Origin of the sequence: Flavobacterium sp. HBTb2-11-1, from assembly GCF_009826975.1 — a bacterium.
GTDB lineage: Bacteria > Bacteroidota > Bacteroidia > Flavobacteriales > Flavobacteriaceae > Flavobacterium.
In genome coordinates this window covers 369,403-391,398 of sequence record NZ_WUMO01000003.1, presented here as the reverse complement: position 1 = coordinate 391,398, position 21,996 = coordinate 369,403, and the positions used below count along the sequence as shown (strand labels likewise).

The window sequence follows — 21,996 nt, the reverse complement described above, 5'->3', positions numbered from 1 at the left end:
AGATAGGCTGAAGACCTCTTAGAGTAAGAGATTTTGATTTTGTGATTGTATTTGCTTTTCCTGCAATCAAAATAGAGTGGTATTATTTCACGATAAAATTAGAAAAAAAAATGAATTAAAAAATAAAAATCATATTTTTAATTAAACTTTTTCCATACTTTTAGTTTTTAATCTGACTTTTCCGCATAATTTTAAGAGTTTAATCAAATAAAACAAAAAGAATTTATAAATAATACAGAACTAAGAAGTTCTTTTCCAATAGCCATTAACGATAACAAATATCAAAGTTATTAAGTCAATTTATCAATTTATTGATCATGCCATTAAAAATAAAACCATGAAAAGGCAGCACAGCATACCAGTACAACCTTCCGAGAATTCCTGATGGCTTAAAAGTTGCTGCCTGATATAATGTATTATTAAAAATTTTGAATTCAAGCCATGCTTCTCCCGGAAGTTTCATCTCTGCATAGAGAATCAATTTTCCTTCTTCCTTATTAGCATACACCACACGCCAAAAATCAAGAGCATCTCCTGCATGTATATCATGTTTATTCGTTCTTCCTCGTCGAACTCCAACACCTCCAAAAAGCTTATCAATAAATCCCCTCAAACCCCAAAGCCAATCACCATAATACCATCCGGTTTCTCCTCCTATAGACCAAATTTTAGCAATAGTATAGTCTCTGTTTATAATTTTTCTTTTTCTTCTATCTATAAAACAATCCTTTTTAGGAACCTTTAAATAATATGAGATACTTCCTTTAAACTGTCCGCTTATTTGCGCGTCTTTCCAGCTCGAAGCTACTTCATCTTGGTCAATTTTTACAATTGCTTTTTGTAATGCATGACGGTAACTCATAGGTTTTATATCCAACAACTCATTGATTCTATTGTCCCTGCAAACCACTTCTACTCTCATGCTGCTCACTAATGCCGAAGCCAGTTTAAAAGAAGTGGAAGTAATGAAATATAACCAATAGGAAGACAACTTTGGCGTCATTACTGGCAGTGTATAAATAAATCTTTTGAGTTTTTTAATCTTTGCAAATTCTAGCAGCATTTCCTTGTATGTAAGAATATCTGGCCCGCCAATATCAAAACTCGCGTTGTATGTTTTAGGGTTTAGCAGTGATTTCATTAAAAATTCTAAAACATCGGCAATGGCAATAGGCTGGCATTTTGTATTAAGCCATTTTGGTGTAATCATTACAGGCAGTTTATGGACCAAATCCCGTATAATTTCAAAAGATGCACTGCCTGAACCTACTATAATTCCTGCTCTCAAGGTTGTTGTTGGAGTTTTACCACTTTTTAGGATTTCTTCTACCGCCTTTCTAGAAGCCAAATGTTTAGATAAGGATTTATCATTGACAATTCCGCTTAAATAAATAATTTGCCTAGCGCTTGTATCATTTATCTTTTTTTTGAAATTATTTGCAGAAATTCTTTCAAGCTCATCATAATTGTCAGCGCTAGACATGGAATGAATAAGATAATACGCGGCATCAATATCATTAGGAATAGTTTCTACACTTTTATATTGCAAAAAATCAACCTCAAGAAGTCTAACGTTTGCTGAATACTTTTCAGGATAAAAAAATCTGTTCTTGTCCCGTACACAGCAGATTACCTCATGCCCCTCTTCAAGTAGTAAGGGCAGAATTCTTTTGCCAATATATCCTGTTGAGCCGGTTAATAGAATTTTCATGATGACATATTAGATTTTAAAGCTGACCAAGCCACAATCCATTTGAAAAATTTGTCCCGAAATAGATCCTGCCGCATTTGAAATAAGATAATCTGCCATTTTAGCCACTTCTTTAGGCTGTAAATATCTTTTTAAAGGATGACGCTCAGACATGTTTTCTTTCATACGATCATTTCTGAGGATTGAAGCTGACAATGGAGTTTCTGTAATAGTAGGTGCAATAGCATTAATGCGGATTGCAGGAGCGAGCTCCGCACCTAGTGATTTAACAAGACCTTCTACTCCACCCTTTGCTGCAGCAACACTAGCATGATAAGGCATTCCAAGTTTTACTGCAACTGTGCTGAAAAGGACCACAGACGGATTTGTGCCTTTTTTTAAGGCTGGCAGATAATGCTGTATTACTTTCACAGCACCAATAACATTGATTTCGAAATCATTTCTGAAATCATCAATGCTTAAACTCAGAATAGGTTTCAGATTTATAGAACCTGGACAGTAAACAATAGCATCAATTTTCTCAATTTCTGGAAGCGCGTCCTTTAAAATGTCTGCCGTAAAATGAATTAAGTTAGGATGTGAAATATTAGGAGCAGTTCTGCTAATGTTATAAACTTGCTTCGTTCCCAATTGCTCCAATACTATTGCTTCTCCAATTCCTCCGCTTCCTCCTATTACAAGTATTTTTTCCATAAACACCATTTTTATATTAGGATCACTATTAAAAACTTCATGTTTTATACCTCAGTTTAAATAAAGGCTTGATTTATAGATTAAAGGTAAGAATTGTTTAATTTTTATCAAAAAATATTAAACAAAATAAAATCAATAATATGAAAAGAAACAATAATTACATTTTTAAGATTGGTAACAAGTAAAAAAACTGCCCAAACCTCTTTTACGGGTTTGGGCAGCTAAAAAATATCGAGTTAAAACTATTTATTTAAAATAATCTTTCTGGTTATCGTCTTGCCATCTGCAATAACCTGAAGGAGATAGATCCCTCTTCCAAAGCCATTCAGATCAAGCTGCTGTTCAGCCCCTTCAAAAGTGGTGTTCAGCAATTGCTGGCCTGAAGCATTATATAATCGGACATCAGATTTTGTGTTGTTTTCCAAACTCAAATTCAAGATTCCGTCTGTCGGATTCGGATATGCTACCAAGCCTTTTGTAATTTTTACTTCTTCAACATCAGCTATATCCAGCATTTTTCTGGTTCCGGAACATCCAGAAATATAATTGTGCTGGATATCATCGATCCAAACTGTCATTGTGTTGGCCGTATTGCTTTGCTTGATCACAATCGCATCTAAAGTTACAGAAGCGCCATTAACGGTTCCGTTTCCTGTCGTGATTGTTGTTCCTGCCGCAGTTGGCAAAAACCATTCGTAATAATTCCAAGCTCCGTTGTTTATAATCGTCTGCGGAGGCAGTTCTTCCAAGCCATCTGTATCATCAATCCAAGCCGTAACAGTCGCTCCTGCATTTGCTGTGCTTGTCTTCAGCCAAAAGCCGAAAGAGCCCTGATTGCCGACAAACGCCTGATTGTTTGCAGGGGTTCCTCCGCCCGAAAGCAGACGCACCAGCCAATCCGTGGCAACTGATGTATTGTCGTATAAAACTGCTTTTAGGCTCGCTGTTCCGGTTTTAAAGCCATCTGTCGCTCTTGCCAAGGTAGAGGCCGCTGCAATACCCACCGTAGAACCTGAAGTAGTTGGAGCTTGCGTGAATCTTCCGGCAGAAGCTTCAAAAGTTTCCAAAGCTGTTGTAGTATTTGAGCCCACGCAAAATGTCATGGTGTAGGTATTGCTTCCGCAGGCGTTTGAAGCCACTAAGGTAACAGTCTTCAAACCTGCAGATGTAAAGCTTACCGATGGATTTGCAGCTGTACTTGCCGAAGGAGATCCGTTAGGGAAAGTCCAAGCGTATGCAGTTGCCCCTGTAGAAGTATTTGTCAGCGTTATGCTCTCTCCAATTGCCAATTCTGTCAAAGGGGCTGTGAATCCAGCTACGACAGTTGCTGTTGCTGCAGGATTTACAGTCACCAATCCTGTTATTGTTTTAGTGTCAGAGCCTATTGCATTTGTAGCAGTCAAGCTTGCATCGTAAGTTCCTGCCGTGCTGTAAGTGACTACTGGATTTGCGGCAGTGCTTGTGCTTGGCGTTCCTCCCGGGAATGACCAGCTGTATGAAGTTGCATTTGCAGAAGTGCTGGTATAGGCTACCGTTTGCCCTTCGCAAACTGCGGCAGCTGTTGGCGTAAAACTGGCTGCTGGAGCCGTATTTTCAGGCAGGCAGTCAATAAAGGTGAATTTAAAGGCATCTGCAATGACAACCCCTGTTGTGCCAGCTGTGCGGATCACAGCTTTTCCCGCAGAGCCGGCGCTGAAATTGTATCTTCCCAATGAAACCCAAGTTCCATTATTGATCTGCTGGTTTACCGTAACTGTGCTTGTTCCGTTTTCATGAATGATATCAACCGGAACGTTTGCCGGGCGGTTTGTGCCAGCCGTAAAGTTGATGAATACCTCATACTTCCCTCTTTGAGGAATTGAAGGGGTGAAAGTCGCCGATTTTGTCCCTTTTCCAGTATCGCCATCATGAATATAATCCGTACCTATATAACCCGCAGTTGCTGAAGTGGAGGTCCAGGCCCCTGCTAAAGTCGCCGCTAGATTGTCAACCGTAATCGAAGTTGAGCCCGGCAATGTGCAGCCGGCGCTTTTTGGAGTAAAGCTCACGGGAGCCGAATATTTTGAAGTGCCCGTTGCTGCGCTATAGCTTCTGATTGTGTAATAGTAAACCGTTCCTCCTACCGGAGATTCTGATACTGCTGAGTTTGTAGCATTCCAGGAATACGTTTTTACCGTATTGACAACATCATTCACCACTACTGTGCTGTTTGGCGCTGCTGCAGATGTAAATCCGTCCGCATCGTTCCACCCTGCATTCGATTTGGAAACCTGAATGCGGTAATCGGCATTTGAAACTGCAGAATCCCATGTAAAGTTTACCGGTGTGCTCACATATACCTGGCCTGCAGTTGGAGCTGTAGGGACTGGAACATTTGTTGTGCTTCCAGCAGCAATTTTTGCCAATAAAACATTCCAGCGAGCTGTTGTAAGATTAGGACAGTCTGTACCCGTATTTACATCGTTATGGCCATAAATTCCGCGATTACCATTGGTAACACGTCTTGTTTTCGGAACACCATTTCTATCGCAGACATCAATTGCCAAAGCTGCCGCTGCATTAAGCATAGGCTGGCTGTCCCACATAGATAAATTGGTTGCTAAAACTTCGTGTTCTGTACTTACTCCGGCTCCATTCCATTGCGGATATCCTGAAACTCCTTGCGAATAAGCACGATCAGCCTCGCGCACAACTTGCGAAATCTGGCCATCTGAGTTGCGTATACAATAGTGTGCAGAAGTTGGTGTTGTTCTGCTGCAATCATTAAAATAAGAAATAGCACCTTCATACGTGCCTGTTGCCATATAATGGACAAAGTAGTAATCTATACCGTAGCCATTTCGCCCAACTCCATAATTGCAAGAGGTAATTCTTGACAAAGCATCAGGGTAATCGACCGCTGCTGTTGCTTGAACGGCGCTTATTTTTGCCGTAGAACTTTTGGAGTTTTTGTTTGATGGAATTGTTACTGCATTTCCTTTTATATCTATGATTTCTTTCCAAAGTGTAACTGTTTTGGACCCTACTTTTATTACTTTAAAAAAACGTTCTGCCAATGAAGTTTTCATTTCTTCATCTTTCAAACCTGTTAATTCTCGTGTCGCATCAAACCAATCTTCCAATCCTTTTGGATTCGTTTTTTTTTGATAACTTTTTAATAAGGCTGCTGCTGCCCTGATATTAGTTTTAGCATCCGTTTTAATAGCCTCTGGAGTAGATTTGATTAATTTAGCCGCTATAGCAATTTGATTATTATAATCGCTTTCAATCAATCCCATTACTCCCCAAGATCCGTAGAAAGAAGAAGACACTTGCGCCCAATTGCTTTGCACTTGTCCAGCTGCCATTAAAATTTCTACAGGAACATCAAATTCTTTACTAGCTTCAGTAAAATATTTTACCATTGTTTTAACCGAAGGATGTGGCCTATTTAGATACTCTTTCAAAAGTTCCCCATTGTGCTCGCATTCTAATTCATCGTGTTTTTCTACTAAATCTGGCTTGCTGGTTACTGCATTTTTTTTATTCGCTAATGCCAGATAGTCGCCCATTTCTCTTTGTAGAAATACCTCTCCATCAGGTTTGACTTCTTTTTGAATAGAAGATCTCAAGTATTTGTCTGCCAAAGAATAGAGCTGCTCATCACTTGGTTTTTTGGAGTCTGGCGTCGTTTGCGCCAAACCGGTTGCAATACTAAACAAAACCATAATTGAAGCAATTTGGTTTCGCAAATCGATAAGTTTGTTTTTCCTCATGTTTTTTGCTTTTTGTTAATAAATAGTTTACGTGGTTATGATTATTAATAAGAAAACACTTTTAAAATTATTTTTTTAGCACAAAAAGAACCGCCAATTGAATTGGCGGTCTTAACCTAAAAACAAAAATTACTTATTTAAAATGATCTTTTTAGTAGTTATCTTCCCATCAGTTGAAACCTGAAGAAGGTAAATTCCTTTTGTAAAATTGTTCAAATCAAGCTGTTGTTCTGTACCTTCAAAAGTGGTGCTCAACAATTGCTGTCCTGTAATATTAAATAATCTGACATCGGACTTTATGTTGCTATCCAATTTCAAATTCAATATTCCATTGGTTGGATTAGGATATACAATTAATTCATTAGAAACTTTAAGATCTTCAGCCTCTTCTACATCCAACATTTTTCTAGTTCCAGAGCAAGCAGAAATATAATTGTGCTGAATATCATCAATCCAAACTGTCATGGTAGACGCGGTATTATTTTGTTTGATTACAATAGCATCCAAAGTTACAGATGCTCCGCCAACGATTCCATTTCCAGTAGTAATAGTGGTTCCAACGGCAGTTGGCAAAAACCATTCGTAATAGTTCCAAGCTCCATTGTTGATGATTGTTTGTGGAGGCAATTCTTCTAAACCATCCGTATCATCAATCCAAGCCGTTACCGTTGCTCCTGCATTTGCCGTGCTCGTTTTCATCCAAAATCCAAAAGATCCCTGATTCCCAACAAAAGCCTGATTATTCGCAGGTGTACCTCCGCCCGAAAGCAAACGCACTAACCAATTTGTTGTTACCGTTGTATTATCATACAAAACTGCTTTTAAGCTTGCTGTCCCGTTTTTAAAACTATCTGTAGCTCTTGCCAATGTTGATGTGGTTGCAATTCCAACAGTTGAACCTGACGCAGTAGGAACACTTGTAAATCTTCCTGCCGAACTTTCGAAAGTTTCCAGTGTAGTTTTGGTATTTGTTCCAACGCAGATTGTCATTGTGTAAGTATTACTACCACAAGCATTTGAAGCTACCAAAGTAATAGTCTTACTGCCTGTTGTCGTAAAATTTACTGTAGGGTTTGCAGCTGTACTCGTTGCTGGAGAACCATTAGGAAAGGTCCATGCATAAGTTGTAGCGCCTGTAGAAGTATTGGTAAAAGTCATATTTTCGCCTGTTGCCAATTCTGAATAAGGAGCTGTAAATCCTGCTGTAACTGCTCCTGAAGGATTTACAGTAATTACACTCGTCAATGTTTTCGTATTTGAACCTGCTCCATTTGTAGCGGTTAAAACAACATTATAAGTTCCTGCAGTATTATAAGTTACAACTGGATTCGTAGCAGTGCTCGTACTCGGAGTTCCTCCTGGAAACGACCAACTGTAGGAAGTTGCATTAGTAGATGCATTCGTATATGAAACCGTTTGTCCTGCACAAATTGTAGCCGACACCGGTGTAAAATCGGCTACTGGCGGTGTAGCATCAGGCAAACAATCTATGAAATAAAATCGAACAGCATCTGCAATAACAACGCCTGAAGTGCCAGTTGTGCGAATTACCACTTTATTGTTTGTTCCTACACTGAAATTATAAGTTCCTAAGGAAACCCACGTCCCATTATTAATTTGCTGATTTACAGGAACGGTTGTTGTGCCAATTTCGTGAATGATATCCACAGGAACATTATTCGCGCGATTGGTTCCAGCCGTATGGTTGATAAAAACTTCATACTTGCCTCTTTGCGTAATTGTTGGAGTAAAAGTTGCTGTTTTTGTTCCTTTTCCCGTATCGCCATCATGAATATAATTTGCCCCAACATAGCCTGCAGTGGCAGATGTTGCTGTCCATGATCCTACTAAAGTTGCATCAACATTATCTAAAGTAATAACAGTTGTTCCCGGCACAGTGCAATTGGCACTTTTTGGAGTAAAACTTACAGGAGCAGAATACTTTGAAGTTCCCGTTGCAGCACTATAACTTCTTATGGTGTAATAATATGTAGTTCCTCCCGCTGGAGCTTCATAAACTGCAGCATTGGCTTGATCCCAAATATAACTCATGGTTGTATTTACGACAGCATTTACAACAACCGTAGCATTTGGCGCTGTTGCAGTCGTAAATCCGTTTGTTTCTGTCCACCCAGTATTAGATTTCGAAACCTGAATGCGATAATCTCCATTAGTAACACTAGAATTCCAAGAGAAATTTACTGGAGAACTCACATACAATTCTCCTTCGGTCGGACTTAAAGCTACTGGAGCTGCCGGCAAACTACTATATGGAACACCTGTAATATTAGTACTTTCGTTATTATTTTTATCCAAAGCCGTTACCAGAAAATAATTATTTGGAGCAGTCAATTGAGCTGTAGTCAATACAATTTGAGTTGCATTTACAATGTCCAAAACTTTTGTGCCATCTTGCTTAAAATTTGGAATATCGGCCTGTGTGCCAAATGCATACACTACATATTTTATTGCCAAATCGCCATCAGTAGCTGCAACTGGAGCATCCCATTTTAGAGTATTTCCTTCAAATCTAATATTTGTTGGTTCTAACGGACAAACATTATCTTTCCATGGCATTGAAGGCGGAAAAGATTTATACTTATACTGATTATTTTGTAAAGCTGTTGCAATTCCTTTTTCGTCGCTCATAATATAACGCGTTGAATAAGAAGTCTGTCCAAAAGTATTGGTCATTCCCGCAATTCGGTTTTGATCGATCTGATTCTGAATCTCTGAAGCAGGCCAATTCTGAGAAGAAGTACTCGGCAAGCGATCATACCCTTGACTAACATATAAATGTCTGCCATAAGTAGCGGCCTGATCATTCCACCATTGAGAAAGTTTGATGTAATCTTGAGAGCCGCCAATTTTCCAGTACAATTGAGGCGAAATAAAATCGACTTTACCATTTTGAAGCCAATTTATTGGATCACAATATAATGCGCTATAAGAAGAATTTCCAACAATTCCAGTTGGAACTCCATTTTTCCAAATTCCAAAGGGAGCAACTCCAAAAACAATATTTTTATTATAATTGGCATTAATAACCTGCAAAGCATCATAAACACCTGCAATCATGCGATTAACGTTATCACGGCGCCAATCATCAATATTACTTATTCCGGTCGGATTGTTATTGACATAAGTCGTGGCATCCTGATTATTTGCCATACCCTGATCCGGATAAAAATAATCGTCAAAAACAATTCCGTCAATATCATATCGTGAAGCAATATCTTCTACAATACTGATAATATAATTTTTTACAGCTGGCAAACCCGGATTCAAAATTTTAAGATTGGCATTATTTGAAGCTGTAAAAACCCAAGAAGGATTTAGTTTAGAAACGTGATTATTCGCCAATGTATAACTGCCAACACTTGCACGATAAGGATTCAGCCATGCATGCAAATCCAATCCTCGTTTTCTGCATTCTGTTATGGCAAAACTTAAAGGATCCCACATAGGATTTGGTGGCAGCCCTTGCGTTCCTGTCAGCCAGTACGACCAAGGTTCTATTGATGAATTATAAAGAGCATCACATTCCGGTCTAACTTGAAAATAAACCGTATTGATGCCCGTAAGCACCAATTTATCTAAGATTGCAATTAGCTCAGCTTGCTGAACCGCAGGAGTTGCAGTCCTATTGCTTGGCCAGTCCAAATTATAGACTGATGTTAAATAAGTCCCTCTTAAATCTGCTTTCGGGCTTGCATTTATTTCAGGTCCACTATTAGAACAGCCTGGAGTTATATTAGTTCCCTGACCTAAAATAAAGCCATTTACAACTATTAAAAAGAACAAATTGAGTAGTTTTTGATTCATAAATTTGGCAATTTTTTGGTTAATAACCGTAAATGTACCATAAATAAAAACGCAAAAACATGCATTTATACTTAATATTTTAACTTAAAAATGCAAAATAATTCATTTTTACTCACAAAATAATGCGTAAACTCTAGCAAACACAATGCTTTTTCTTTTTCAAAAATACTTTCAAAATTGTTAATAAAATATTTACATTTTAAATTAAAAAAAGTAAAAATTAAAGAAAATTACTACTTTTTAGATTTACACAGAATATAAATAAGGAAAATTATGGTAAAAATTGTAGAACATTATTCGTAAAATGAAACAAAATAAAATGGATTTTAATTTGAAATTCCCAAATGCCGAAACGAACAAAACATGCAAAATAACGCAAAAACAAAAGAGCTAGAGTTTTTTTAAATTTAGCTCATAAAAAGCACGTCCTAATTCTGCCAGAAAAGGCAACCCGATTTCATCATATTCATAAGTGTCATCATTAAAAATCTGATCTTCATTTACCAGCAAGACCGCACTAATCATAAACTCAATATCATTCTCTTTATCAACAATATAGGCACAATCTATCATAGTTCCGTATGCATCTCCAACTTTATTGTATATCCTTATATTATCGGGAATTGTTTCTTTCGTATCGCCAAACATAAAAAACTTGCAGTATCCGTCGTAGTATTCTTTGGGATCATATCCAGCATTTCTGGGTAAATTCTGCATATTATACAGAAGAAGCTCTCTGTTTTCTGCGGATAGATCGAAACGCTTTTTTCTTGGAAAATTATCAGGAAAAACAACCCTTTTCAACGTGCCGTGCAATGTTTCCAAAGACAGATAATTCTTTTTGCTGAAATCCATTGGCTGACCAATGAGCCTGCCATTATCGTAGTACCCCTTGCCTTTCAATATTTTATTCAGTTTCAAAGGTACGACTGCACTATCTCTTACTCTGGGAATGATTACCGTCTCACCCTTATTATTGTAGAAAGTTATTTTTTTGGTCTGCGATGCTCCTGAATTTTCAGCCGACAGACGATGGGAAATTCGAACCTGTTTCAACCCCTTTTCCTTCATTTTTCTGTTAATATAGTCACGCCCCATGAACTCATAAAAGTCATTGCTTGCTTCATTTGAGCTTACGGCAAAGACTTTGCGAAGATCATCTGCAAAGGAAAATTTCGTCCCGCCATCAGCAACAGCAAAAACTGTATTCACATCAGCATTTTTCATGCTATTGACCTTCTCTAAAGCTAAAACTGCAATCGGAAGTTTAACCGTGCTTGCTGGATAATAATAATTTGAAGCATCGACATTATATTTATAATCCTTTAAAAGGACTTTTCCGTTATTTTTTCTTTTTACAGCAGTGTATATAATTTGGAGTTCAAAGTGCTCCGGTTGATCTGCAACCTTTTTTATAGCACTATTATTACTGCTAAGAACCTTTTTTATCGGATCATTTTTTACAGATTTGCAGCCTGAAAAAATACATAAAATACATGCTAATAAGAAGAATCTGTACATAACTTTATTTTTAAGGAAAGTTATGATATATTTTGATAAGATGAAACCGTTCTTCTTTTAAACCGATCTGCATCTCGCAGACCTGCGTCTCTCAAAAGACAAAAAAATGCTTTGGCATAGCCTGCTCAAGCTCTAGAAGATTCTTTTGAATGGCTCCATCCAATCCAGCGCAAATTAACTGAACCATAAATACCAATTCTTTAAAATCCCAAGGTTTGATCATATAGGCTGACGCCCCCAGATCACGGGCTTTTTCTATACCTGAAGGCAGTGCAGCGGTTGAGGCCATGATGATAGGACAGGATGCAAAACGGCTATCCGCTTTGAGAAGCTTCAGACATTCCCATCCATTAATCATGGGCATGCCTGCATCAAGGAATATCAACGCAGGGGTGCTATCCATTTCGTAAAGCATCTGGATGGCCTTTGCACCGCCATCTGCACAGATAAGCCTAAAACGATCGCCCATCTCCGCGAATGCCTCTTTAAAAAATGCAATATCATCGCAGTCATCGTCAATGAGTAAAATTATTCTAGTTTTCATTTTAAAACGTATTGATGTTTATTGTCTGGCAAAATAAATCAAGTCAGAAATAATCTTGTAGTTCCTAACCAATCAAGATTTATTTTAAAAAAAAGCGGTTAAAAAAGCTTTTAACCGCCATTAAAAACAATTGCCCACAAAAAATTATAAACCAGAAATTACAATTTAGGCAGTAGAACCTTATCTATAGCATGAATAATACCATTGGAGCACTGTACATCGGTAATAATGATGTTGCTTATTCTTCCGTTTGCATCGGTTATCTTTGCTCCTCCAGCCGTATTAATTGTAAAACTTTGGCTTGCGGCAGTATTTACCGTCTGCCCATTAGTCAATGCTGAAGACTGGACATTTGCACCAGCCACAACATGATATTTTAAGGTTGTTTCCAGAACATTCGCTGGAATGGCTGAGAGTCCAGAAAATCCAGTCTCCGTTAAAAAACTTGCAAAAGCAGTGTTTGTGGGAGCGAAAACGGTAAATGGAGAACCTGTGGTTCCCGAAAGCATGGCTGCAAATCCCGAAGCAGGATTATAGGTTAGTGCCGACACAAGAGTAGTAAAGTTTTTGTTTGCTATAGCATGAGTCACTATAGTAGGCAGACCGATAACGCCATCGACTATATGTACCACACCGTTTGTTGCCTCTATATCGGCAGTGGTTACAGTTGCTCCTCCATTGGCTTTTCCTCCGTTAATATCCACAGCAGTATTTTTTTCTATGTACATGCTAAGGGTGTTACTTGTAGAGGCGCTTCCCTTTGCGAGGGTTTTAACATATCCCGTTACTATAGCATTAGACTTAACTTTTGTGCTTAGAACATGATTAAGTAAAATTTCTTTTAAGGCAGCTACGGGAACTGCATTAAGATCTGCATATCCATTTTTAGACAAAAATGCGTTAAAAGCTTCGTTAGTTGGAGCAAATACGGTTAAAGATCCTGAAGAACTCAATGTGCTAGCAAGACCTGCTTTTTCCAAAGCTGATGCCAAAACACTTAATTGGGCATTCGCTTTCGCGGTTGCATAAATACTCATATTATCCTGTGAAGGACCATTATCATCACTGCTGCATGAACTCAGTGTCAAAACAAATAAAGCCAATGCGGCTGCGAATTTCATTTTAATAGTTTTCATAGTGTGTCTTTTTTATGATTAGCTAAATTAAATTTACAACAATTTTGTTTAACAAAAATCAAAAAATATTAAACAAAATAAAATTTAATACAATTTTAACATTCCTAAAAAAAACATAAAAATCTAAATATTAAGATTTTCCAACAGGCGGCAACGTATAGATCAACCTTCGGATTATAGTAAGCCAGATACTAGATAGTAGCATGGTAGAAGTTATGACTGCAAGAGTGATCTGATAGATGTAATCCTCGACAAGGCCAAGTGAGGCGGCAAGGGTAAGCAAAACAAAACTGAATTCACCTATCTGCGACAGCAGTCCACCAGCATATATACTATCTCTCCAGCTGCTACCCGTTAACCTAAAAAGCAGGCTGTTAATAAGGCTGCTGATTAACAGAACACTTACAGCAACAATTATAATTGTGCCTGCATTTGCAGCAAAAAAATGTAAATCAAGCTGTAATCCAATGGCGAGAAAAAAGAATGCCATAAAGAAAACCCTCAAGGGAATCAAAGATTTTTCAAGCCAACGTGTAGCTTTATCTTGGCCAATTACTATTCCAGCAGCAAATGCTCCAAAAGCAGGAGACAGTCCAAACCAAGAACTCACCCAAGCCATTCCAAAGCAAATGCAGAAACCGATAAACACCTGCAGGTCATGATCGGCAATGATTTCTCTTCTCATGGGAATCTTCAAAATCTTTTTTTTGATTGCAGCTCTTAAAAACAGTAGTATTAGTATGCCTCCCGCACATACTTTAATAAGTTCAAAAAAAGATGCATTACTACCTGAAATGAAATTGAGTGAGAGGATCATTGGAACAACAAGAATATCCTGCATCAGCAACACACCACAGGTTATAATACCCAATGAACTTCTAATTTCCCCAGATTTTTCTAAATACTGAAACACTATAGCCGAACTGCTAAGGCTTATAATAAAAGACATCAGCATAATCCTGCTGGCTGACCAGTCTAAATACGCCCCCAAAGCGTACATGCATAAAAAACTCATCAGAATTTGCACAAGGACTATTGCAAAGGGCTTATAGAAGTTCCTGCTCAAATGGTTCAAGTCTATCTCTGCCCCGATAGAAAACATAAGCAACACAATACCTATCTCACCTAATTCCGCAGCTACTGCCGGATCATGAATCACATTTAAAAGTTTTGGCCCTAAAAGAATGCCTGCTATAATGTATGCAGTAAAATAGGGCTGTCTAAAACGACGCAGCAATAAAATTAAAAATAAGACAACACAGGACAGCACAGCTATCCCTGAGAATAATTGTGAAGACATAATTCTGGTTTTAAAAACGATAAAAAGCTGTCCAAATGGACAGCTTTAATTAAAAATAAGGTAAAATAACAGATTGAAAATTACGCGATTTCAATCCTTCTTGGAGGTTTCTGTTTGGCTTCCTCCTTTTTAGGGATGGACAGATAAAGAAGACCGTTTTCATAGCGGGCGCTGATTTTTTCTTCGTCCACCACATTTTTAGGTAGCTCAAAACTTCTTTGGAAAGATTGATAGCTGAATTCCCTGCGGGTAAAATTCTCTTGCTCGATAGTCTGATTGTTTTCTTTCTCTGAAGAAATTGTGAGCAGGTTTCCGTCAAGGGTTACTTTGAAGTCGTTCTTATCTAGCCCAGGAGCGGCAACTTCGACTTCATAATGGTCTGCTGTCTCTTTGATGTTTACCGATGGCAGCGTGGTGCTTGTTGCAGAAAAATTGCTGTTTTCCCAATTGAAAAGCTCGCGGCCAAAAACATCATCAAAAAACATACGAGGCAAACCAGTGCGTTGGTCTGCATTTCTTTTGATAAGATTCATAACATTTTACTTTTAATTGTTAGACAATATTTGTGAACATGCACTGGCTAGCAGTGCCGACGAGAAAAAAACCAAAATTGTGCCAGTACAAAAAAATGACATTTTTTCAGTTTTTCAAGCGAAAAAATGTCAGTTTTATCTTGGTTTTAAACTAAAAAAACTTCTCCATGTGCCTTACTAATTTCTGACACTTGAAACAAAAGAGTTTAATTTGTCAGGATTTAAATTTAAGCAAGATTTCTATTTTTATAATCTATATAGCAATAGTTTTCTTCTGAGGCAAAGCTGTGATCCGAGCCACCACAATTCAGCAAATCAGAAGTGAACAACACATAAGTGCTACTCTGAATTGCATTTTTGAGCAAACAATGCGACTGCACTACTGCATTGCCATAAAGCTTACTGAAACCGCCCACAGCATATTCGGCAAAAAGCCCGTAATGCGCGACCAACTTCAGGGATAAATTAAGCTTTCTGTCGATAAGGGATTCTATGGCGTCCAGCTTTTCCCTAAAATTCTTCAGCATGATTTCGTACTGCTCAATAATAAGATCAATTTGAGGAGGCAGACCAAATTTATAGAAAAGGACAGCATCTCCTTCTACTTCAGAAACCTTCATTCCTAGACGGTTACTATCCATAATAGCCATAAGAAGCTCACGCAAAATATAGCTTCCTGCTTCGATACATATACTTGGGACAAAATCGGTGAAGCCACTCACATCTGGAATAAGAATAAGTCCCTGCTCTGCTTTTATTGCTCCAGCCTCATTGCGGTATCTGTGCAGAATATCCTGCGCTGAATGCGAGATATTCATAATGCGACAGCCGTGTTTTTGTACAAGGCCAATATTTCTGTAATCCATGATTCCACAGTTTCGGCATCCACACGGTCTGCCTTTTCAAAAAAGAAATGTTGGCTGATCTCAAATCCACAGTAGTTGTAGATTCCTTTGTCGGAAGTAAGCCTTAATGCCCTATCCATTCCAATTTCACGGTATTCATCATGCGATTTGCCATGCGTATTAATGATCACAGCCTGCTTCCCCTTAAGAAGCTCCTTCTGAACGCCCTGATCATAGCGGTAAGCAAATCCATAGCTAAATACTCGGTCAATATAGCCTTTCATAACAGCGGGCATTCCTGTCCACCATATCGGATGAATAAACGTTATGTGCTCTGCCCAGCTTATGAATTCCTGCTCTAATCTTACATCATCTTCCACCTTGCCTTTTCTTTGGCCTTCCATATCTTGAAGTGAAAGTACAGGGTCAAATTGCAATTCATATAAATCTCTAACTATAACCTCATTGCCTTTTTGCAACAAATAACCTTGCAAGGCATCTTTAAATTTTCCGTTCAAGCTTTCCCAATTAGGATGGGCATAAATAATTAAATGTCTCATTGTTCTATAATTTTAAATTGATAGGACAAATTTAGACTTGGCACATACCATAAAATTGTAAGAAAACGAAAATTACTCGAAAGGACTGCATATGCTGCACTGGAGCTTAAGATATCTGGATGGGCTTAGATTTATATAATGTTTAAAATCGTTAATAAGCTGGCTCTGATCATAATACCCGCACTGCTCAATGATTTCAAACCAATCCTCTTTTGAAGCTCTCCCTGCAATAGTCTGCATGATCTGGACAGCTTTAAGAAAACGCTGAAAGCGCATAATCTCTTTGGCTGAATAGCCCAAATGTTTTTTATGGGTAAGCTGTATGGCGCGCTCAGTTTGGTTTTTATCTCCTGCCACTTCCTTTATGGGACTGTAAGCTGTAGTATTTAGTTCTATTAGTTGCTGGACCACCGGATTTCGATTTCTCAGATAAGGCCTGCAAAATTCAAGGATACACTCTACCTGCCGTTCTTGATCTTCAATCCCTGCAAGTCTGTTCCAAAGAGCAGTAAAGCAGTTTTCATCTAGCAACGAATCAGAATCAACGGGTAGATTCTCTGAAATGGCCGCCGGTCCAAAAAAACGATAAAAGGCATCGTCTTTAAAATTTGCTGCTAAAATTTTGCTTCCCGCGGGTAGAGAATAGTCAAATGCTTTTTTTACGGGCCCCAGAACAATAGACTTCTCCACTTCCAAGCTGGCATCGTTCTGCGTGTGGATTAAAGCCTTTTCTCCAAAAATGAAGATCATAATAGTCTGATAGGAAGGCAGAAGTGTTTGTGTGATCGTCCCTTCCGAATTGTTCTCTGCAAAATAAAAATGCGAAAATACCTCCTGAAATTCTTCAGGAACAGCAATTCTTCCGCTTAAAATTTTCTCCTTTCCCATTATAAGAAGCTAAATTATAAAAAAATCCATCATGGCATTGCTGAATGTAGATCTTCTTTTCAGAGCTTCGTAGTCCAACATTTCTATGAATTAAAGAAAACATATTTTAGCCAAAAAATAAAAAGAGACAGCATGCTGTCTCTTTGATTGTTAAAGTTCTATATCCAATCTATTTTGGATCCACGCTTAATGGTGGCAGAGTGGTTTTCTTTTCGTTCATCATTTTTTTCACTTGCTCAATAGTTCTAAAACGCTCTATCTGCATCTCACCTGTAAAAGTTTCGCTCTGAGGTGCTCTTGGAGGTATCTGGGCATAGGTTTTCATCAGATCTGCAATGGCCTGGTTAAAAATTATAGCTGTCCATGTTTTCTCTGTCCAGCTGTTCATGAACAAATCATAACGCTCTTGAGGATCTTGCCACAAATTGTAAATAGCGGGAACTGTTGCTACATAGGTTTCATCTCCTCTCCAGCCTAGTTGCTGCCCAGGAGCGTCACTTCCTGCAATAGCACCATTATCTCCTCGCGTATTAAATACCGCTTTGAATTTTCCTATTCGTACAGCTCCTGGGGACAATTCGGCCTCTGTAAAATAGAACCATCTATCACGAAGCGGCGTTCCTTTTTTAAACAATACATTTGACATATCATAGCTATCAAAAACCATGTCAGCACCTGCTCTGTCTTTTTTAGGAAGCTCCACTCCAGCAAGGCTTGCAAAAGTAGCCATAAGATCAAGTCCGCCTACAATATCATGACTTTGGCTTCCTGCCTCAATCTGTCCTGGCCACCAAGCAATTGCAGGCACGCGGCTGCCACCTTCTCTATCTGTTCCTTTGGTACCTCTAAAAGGAGTATATCCAGAATCAGGATGCACATCTTGCCAAGCGCCATTATCTACTGTATAAATGACAATTGTATTTTCTGCTATGCCCAAAGAACGAATTTTATCCATAATACGGCCTACATTGTAATCCATCTCTACTACAGCATCTGAATATTTGCTCTTACCTGGAGATTTGCCTGCAAACTGTTTAGAAGGAAGGTTTGGCTGATGGTTTTTAGCAAAATTGATACACATAAAAAAAGGATCTTTGCTTTTTCCATATTCATCAAGCTGCTTTAAGTTATTTTCTACCATCATCATATCCAGTTCAGCTATATTTTCTTCAGTAACCTTACTAACCTCTCTAGCTTTTCCGCCTGCTTCACCTTCAAGTATGCCTGTTGTTACTTTTTTGAAAAGCTCCAGCATCTCTGGAGACATCTCTGGATTCCAAGACTGGAAAGCATAAGTATAAGCATTCAAATGGTAAAGTACCACATTCTGCATTTTGTCAAAACCATGCGCTATAGGCATTGCATAGTCTGCTTCTCCAAGGTGCCATTTTCCAGAAAAATACGTTTTGTAGTTGGCTTTTTTAAGCACTGAAGCCAGCGTCCATTCTTCTTTAGGCAGTCCGCCTCCCTGTCCTTGAAAAGCAACTGTGGTCATACCGCTTCTATTCGGAATGCGTCCTGTAAGCATCGCGGCTCTTCCTGGGGTACAACTTGGCTGTCCGTAAAATGACCAAAATTGCATGCCTTCTTTTGCCATTCTGTCGAGATTAGGTGTCGGCATGCCTCGACCTACTCCTCCTCCGTAGACTCCTAGGTCTCCCCAGCCTGTATCGTCTGAGATAACCATTATGATATTAGGCTTTTTTTTAGTTTGAGCTTCTGAGCTTAAATATGCCAAAGCACATAAACTGATCAATGCCATTAATAGTGTTTTCTTTTTCATAGAGCTATAATTTATTGGAATTAATATCTTACTAAAATTAAAGCCTTAAAATTTAAATGGATATCTATTCGTATATCAATCTGGTTTCATTTTATAAAATGAAACCAAATATTAAAAAATGAAACCTATTCTGGTAATTCAAAAACAGATAAAAAGCCTCTGAAAAACTTTTCTCAGCTAAGTTTGCTTCAACAAATGTTAAATATAAGCAAAGCCCCGCAGAGTCTAATCTTTTTAGTATATTTGTAGTAGGTCATCCGAAAAGTAGGGATTTTTGTTTTTTAATACTGGCGATCATTTTTACATCTGCTATAAAATAAAAACAAGTAAACTATTTGAGTACCAAAAACATGTAATAATAACAATAGCCCCAAGACTATGAAAAAAATTACTTTAACGATTTGTCTACTACTAGCAGTGGCAGCAAATGCACAGCAAGAAAAAGGAATAATTGGATATGCAAACTGGTTGGACAACTGGACAGAATTCAAACCACAGAAAACCGAATCCAAAGATGCAAACCAAATACTGGCTGGAAACATTACCGAGAATACTAAATTGATGAAAAAAAACGTATACATTCTTCATGGCAATGTATATGTAACCAATAATTCGGTTTTAACTATTGACCCGGGTACAGTAATTATTGGCGATGCCGCAACCAAAGGCACTCTTATTATTACAAAAGGATCTAAAATTATGGCTGAAGGTCAGGAAACAGACCCTATCATATTTACCTCAAATGCCAGCATGAAAAAAGCAGGTGACTGGGGCGGCCTAGTTATTTTGGGTGATGCGCCTATCAATAAATTTGGAAGCGTGGGCTCCTATAACATGGATCTTGATCCTGCCCTTACCGTGTATGGTGGCAACAATGTTGCTAGCTCCTCAGGAATCTTAAAATATGTTCGTATTGAATTTGCTGGAAGAAAAGTAAAGGGAGCAGATGCCTTTAACGGCCTTACAGTTGCAGGAGCTGGAAATAAAACAGTCTTAGAAAACATTATGGTGAGCTTCTCAGGAGGCGATTCTTTTGCCTTTTATGGCGGAGATGTAAATGCATCACAGTTGGTTTCTTATAAATCCATCAATGATGACTTTAAAATTACTCAAGGAGCGCAATGTCGCCTTTTCAATTCTCTTGCAGTGAGATCTTCTTACCTTTCAAGCAATAAAGATGGTTCGAGATGCCTTGAGGTTAAAGCTTACGAAAAGAAAAACGAAACTGACTTCACTAAAAAATCGACTTTCGTTTCTGCTTCCAACCTTACCCTGCTTAATGACAGCGAGAATATTAAAGCTGATGTTCAGTCTGGTTTAGTAAAAGAAGCGGTTTATGTAGGCGAAAACACTACGTTGGAACTAAAAAGAAGCGTTGTATCAGGATTTAATCCAGCAGTGCTACTGGATAGCAAAACTGAAGTGAATGCCGATAATTTGAAAAAAATCAAATTTGAAGAGATGTTTTTCAACCAGTGCACTGGCAACATCTTTACAGAAAACAATACTGATAATTCCGATTTGGAAAACTGGTACGGCAACAGCATTTTCGCTAATGTTTATTCTCAAACCGATAACAAAGAAACCTTTGTGGATATCTATAACGGCAAAAGACCGGATTACAGGCTGCAGCTGGGAAAAATCACTGCGTCTAGCGGCAGATAGTTGTGATTATCTTAAAACACTATAAAAAAGGAAACAGAACTACTGTTTCCTTTTTTATTTAGCATAAAATCATCTTTTAAACGTTGCGCTTAAGCTACCTTGAAGCCAGAAGTGCAGTTCGCAACGCTTGGACTCCATCTTGAAGGGTAACGGCAAGCTCATGCTCTTTGTTTTCAATCTTTGCAATGACATCTAGCAGAAGCTCCTGCACGCATCTACCGTACACCTCTGCCTTAGTCCTCTCAATTTCAAAACTGCCCGAAACTATATGGTCTGCCTTATAGGATATTCCGCCAGCCTTTACATAATCTTTCACATCTGATAATGCCTCTGCGGCCCCCCAGCCTTCTGGTCTAGAGTCATCAGAACCGCAGCCAATTGCTTCTGCTGAAATTTCTTTCCAGTCTGACAGAGAAGTAAAAGCTTTTCGGGTTGAAGAATTGGTAAGAGCTTTTAGAGTGCCTTTCATTGGCATCCAGCCTTCGATTTCAATTCTTGCAAGATCATATGCTAAATGAAGAGTAGTCTGTTCAAAAAAACCTGGCCCGGAAAAAGCGTGATGATATTCTCCTAAGAGTCCATCATCATACTTTACAATTGCCGACATGCGGTCTCTCTGCCTTTGATTGCGCTGACTAGAGGTGCCATAAACCTCTACGGGCTTCTGTTGGCTAAGTGCGCTTACTATGTCAAAAAAGTGTACGCCGTGCTCTACCATAATACCGCCAGAGACTTTTTCATCCCAAAACCAGTGCTCTATAGGTAGAGCTTGGTCCTGCGCATAATTGTGCACAGCGACATGTCGCAGCTTTCCAAGCGCTCCCATTTCCGAAAGTAGTATTAAAGAGCGGATAATGGGGTTATATCGGATCATATGGTCAACAGTAATAATCTTTCCCGTCTCTGTCTCGACCTGCAGAATGCGCTCAGCTTGCTGCAGTAAGGGCAGCGGGCTTTTCAAGCAATACGTGCTTTCCGGCCTGCATCGCAGCGCAGGCCATTTCGGCATGTAGCGCAGGAGGCGTTACGATACTTACAATATCTATTTGGGGATCTGTAAGCAGCTCTTTCCAGCTCTCATACAACTTACAATTACCTTCAGGCTGAAGACCTGTCACGGTATCAGCGATAGCCACTATCTGGATCTGCTCCAACCTGTTCCACCAGTGGTGTAGAAATTGTCCAAATCCACCATAGCCTATGATACCAACTTTATATGTTTTCATATCTTTTAAAT

General features: G+C 38.6%; 16 protein-coding genes. 1 reads left to right on the top strand and 15 read right to left on the bottom strand.

What is annotated here, in order from left to right:
* Nucleotides 1-295: 295 nt before the first annotated feature.
* The 13 genes from GR162_RS08680 to GR162_RS08620 form a co-directional block, all read right to left on the bottom strand.
* The gene (locus GR162_RS08680; protein ID WP_160781816.1) at nt 296-1,711 is read right to left on the bottom strand and encodes an SDR family oxidoreductase; all 1,416 of its coding nucleotides are present in this window, start codon (nt 1,709-1,711) and stop codon (nt 296-298) included.
* A gap of 9 nt (nt 1,712-1,720) precedes the next feature.
* Nucleotides 1,721-2,404 carry an SDR family NAD(P)-dependent oxidoreductase gene (locus GR162_RS08675; protein WP_119791407.1) on the bottom strand — a complete coding sequence of 228 codons (684 nt, stop codon included), beginning with the start codon at nt 2,402-2,404 and terminating at the stop codon, nt 1,721-1,723.
* 242 nt (nt 2,405-2,646) lie between these two features.
* Nucleotides 2,647-6,159, bottom strand: coding sequence for an N-acetylmuramoyl-L-alanine amidase (locus GR162_RS08670; RefSeq protein ID WP_160781815.1), 3,513 nt, complete (start codon nt 6,157-6,159; stop codon nt 2,647-2,649).
* 129 nt (nt 6,160-6,288) lie between these two features.
* Nucleotides 6,289-9,984 (bottom strand): family 10 glycosylhydrolase, encoded by a 3,696-nt coding sequence (locus GR162_RS08665; protein WP_160781814.1) that lies wholly within the window; start codon nt 9,982-9,984, stop codon nt 6,289-6,291.
* Between the two features lie 390 nt (nt 9,985-10,374).
* Nucleotides 10,375-11,505: a serine hydrolase gene (locus GR162_RS08660; protein WP_160781813.1), complete on the bottom strand. Its 1,131-nt coding sequence runs from the start codon at nt 11,503-11,505 to the stop codon at nt 10,375-10,377.
* A gap of 91 nt (nt 11,506-11,596) precedes the next feature.
* Nucleotides 11,597-12,049 carry a response regulator gene (locus GR162_RS08655; protein WP_160781812.1) on the bottom strand — a complete coding sequence of 151 codons (453 nt, stop codon included), beginning with the start codon at nt 12,047-12,049 and terminating at the stop codon, nt 11,597-11,599.
* Between the two features lie 158 nt (nt 12,050-12,207).
* A complete protein-coding gene (locus GR162_RS08650) occupies nt 12,208-13,185 on the bottom strand; it encodes a fasciclin domain-containing protein (RefSeq protein WP_160781811.1) in 978 nt (325 codons plus the stop codon).
* A gap of 130 nt (nt 13,186-13,315) precedes the next feature.
* Entirely contained in the window at nt 13,316-14,485 is a 1,170-nt protein-coding gene (locus GR162_RS08645; RefSeq protein ID WP_160781810.1) for a cation:proton antiporter, read from the bottom strand.
* An 80-nt stretch (nt 14,486-14,565) separates the two neighbouring features.
* Nucleotides 14,566-15,018, bottom strand: coding sequence for an Hsp20/alpha crystallin family protein (locus tag GR162_RS08640; protein ID WP_008469248.1), 453 nt, complete (start codon nt 15,016-15,018; stop codon nt 14,566-14,568).
* 227 nt (nt 15,019-15,245) lie between these two features.
* On the bottom strand, nt 15,246-15,884 hold the full coding sequence (locus GR162_RS08635) for a DUF2652 domain-containing protein (protein WP_160781809.1): 639 nt from the start codon (nt 15,882-15,884) through the stop codon (nt 15,246-15,248).
* Complete coding sequence (locus tag GR162_RS08630; protein WP_160781808.1) at nt 15,833-16,423, bottom strand: NAD(P)H-dependent oxidoreductase; 591 nt, start codon at nt 16,421-16,423, stop codon at nt 15,833-15,835. The genes GR162_RS08635 and GR162_RS08630 overlap by 52 nt, the downstream gene beginning before the upstream one ends.
* Before the next feature lie 72 nt (nt 16,424-16,495).
* Nucleotides 16,496-17,311, bottom strand: coding sequence for an AraC family transcriptional regulator (locus GR162_RS08625; protein WP_160781807.1), 816 nt, complete (start codon nt 17,309-17,311; stop codon nt 16,496-16,498).
* A gap of 169 nt (nt 17,312-17,480) precedes the next feature.
* Nucleotides 17,481-19,094: an arylsulfatase gene (locus GR162_RS08620; RefSeq protein ID WP_236940353.1), complete on the bottom strand. Its 1,614-nt coding sequence runs from the start codon at nt 19,092-19,094 to the stop codon at nt 17,481-17,483.
* A 378-nt stretch (nt 19,095-19,472) separates the two neighbouring features.
* On the opposite strand from GR162_RS08620, the gene GR162_RS08615 reads away from it, so the two are divergent.
* Complete coding sequence (locus GR162_RS08615; protein WP_160781806.1) at nt 19,473-20,759, top strand: hypothetical protein; 1,287 nt, start codon at nt 19,473-19,475, stop codon at nt 20,757-20,759.
* 94 nt (nt 20,760-20,853) lie between these two features.
* Here GR162_RS08615 and GR162_RS08610 read toward each other — a convergent pair whose 3' ends face one another.
* Both GR162_RS08610 and GR162_RS08605 read right to left on the bottom strand, forming a co-directional pair.
* Nucleotides 20,854-21,720, bottom strand: a complete 867-nt coding sequence (locus GR162_RS08610) for a Gfo/Idh/MocA family protein (protein WP_160781805.1) — start codon at nt 21,718-21,720, stop codon at nt 20,854-20,856.
* Nucleotides 21,686-21,985 carry a Gfo/Idh/MocA family protein gene (locus GR162_RS08605; RefSeq protein WP_160781804.1) on the bottom strand — a complete coding sequence of 100 codons (300 nt, stop codon included), beginning with the start codon at nt 21,983-21,985 and terminating at the stop codon, nt 21,686-21,688. The genes GR162_RS08610 and GR162_RS08605 overlap by 35 nt, the downstream gene beginning before the upstream one ends.
* Nucleotides 21,986-21,996 lie beyond the last annotated feature (11 nt).

Bases quoted from the DNA above. Each gene is read 5' to 3' on its own strand.
- GR162_RS08680 (WP_160781816.1), bottom strand. From the start codon at position 1,711: ATGAAAATTCTATTAACCGGCTCAACAGGATATATTGGCAAAAGAATT.
- GR162_RS08675 (WP_119791407.1), bottom strand. From the start codon at position 2,404: ATGGAAAAAATACTTGTAATAGGAGGAAGCGGAGGAATTGGAGAAGCA.
- GR162_RS08670 (WP_160781815.1), bottom strand. From the start codon at position 6,159: ATGAGGAAAAACAAACTTATCGATTTGCGAAACCAAATTGCTTCAATT.
- GR162_RS08665 (WP_160781814.1), bottom strand. From the start codon at position 9,984: ATGAATCAAAAACTACTCAATTTGTTCTTTTTAATAGTTGTAAATGGC.
- GR162_RS08660 (WP_160781813.1), bottom strand. From the start codon at position 11,505: ATGTACAGATTCTTCTTATTAGCATGTATTTTATGTATTTTTTCAGGC.
- GR162_RS08655 (WP_160781812.1), bottom strand. From the start codon at position 12,049: ATGAAAACTAGAATAATTTTACTCATTGACGATGACTGCGATGATATT.
- GR162_RS08650 (WP_160781811.1), bottom strand. From the start codon at position 13,185: ATGAAAACTATTAAAATGAAATTCGCAGCCGCATTGGCTTTATTTGTT.
- GR162_RS08645 (WP_160781810.1), bottom strand. From the start codon at position 14,485: ATGTCTTCACAATTATTCTCAGGGATAGCTGTGCTGTCCTGTGTTGTC.
- GR162_RS08640 (WP_008469248.1), bottom strand. From the start codon at position 15,018: ATGAATCTTATCAAAAGAAATGCAGACCAACGCACTGGTTTGCCTCGT.
- GR162_RS08635 (WP_160781809.1), bottom strand. From the start codon at position 15,884: ATGGATTACAGAAATATTGGCCTTGTACAAAAACACGGCTGTCGCATT.
- GR162_RS08630 (WP_160781808.1), bottom strand. From the start codon at position 16,423: ATGAGACATTTAATTATTTATGCCCATCCTAATTGGGAAAGCTTGAAC.
- GR162_RS08625 (WP_160781807.1), bottom strand. From the start codon at position 17,311: ATGGGAAAGGAGAAAATTTTAAGCGGAAGAATTGCTGTTCCTGAAGAA.
- GR162_RS08620 (WP_236940353.1), bottom strand. From the start codon at position 19,094: ATGAAAAAGAAAACACTATTAATGGCATTGATCAGTTTATGTGCTTTG.
- GR162_RS08615 (WP_160781806.1), top strand. From the start codon at position 19,473: ATGAAAAAAATTACTTTAACGATTTGTCTACTACTAGCAGTGGCAGCA.
- GR162_RS08605 (WP_160781804.1), bottom strand. From the start codon at position 21,985: ATGAAAACATATAAAGTTGGTATCATAGGCTATGGTGGATTTGGACAA.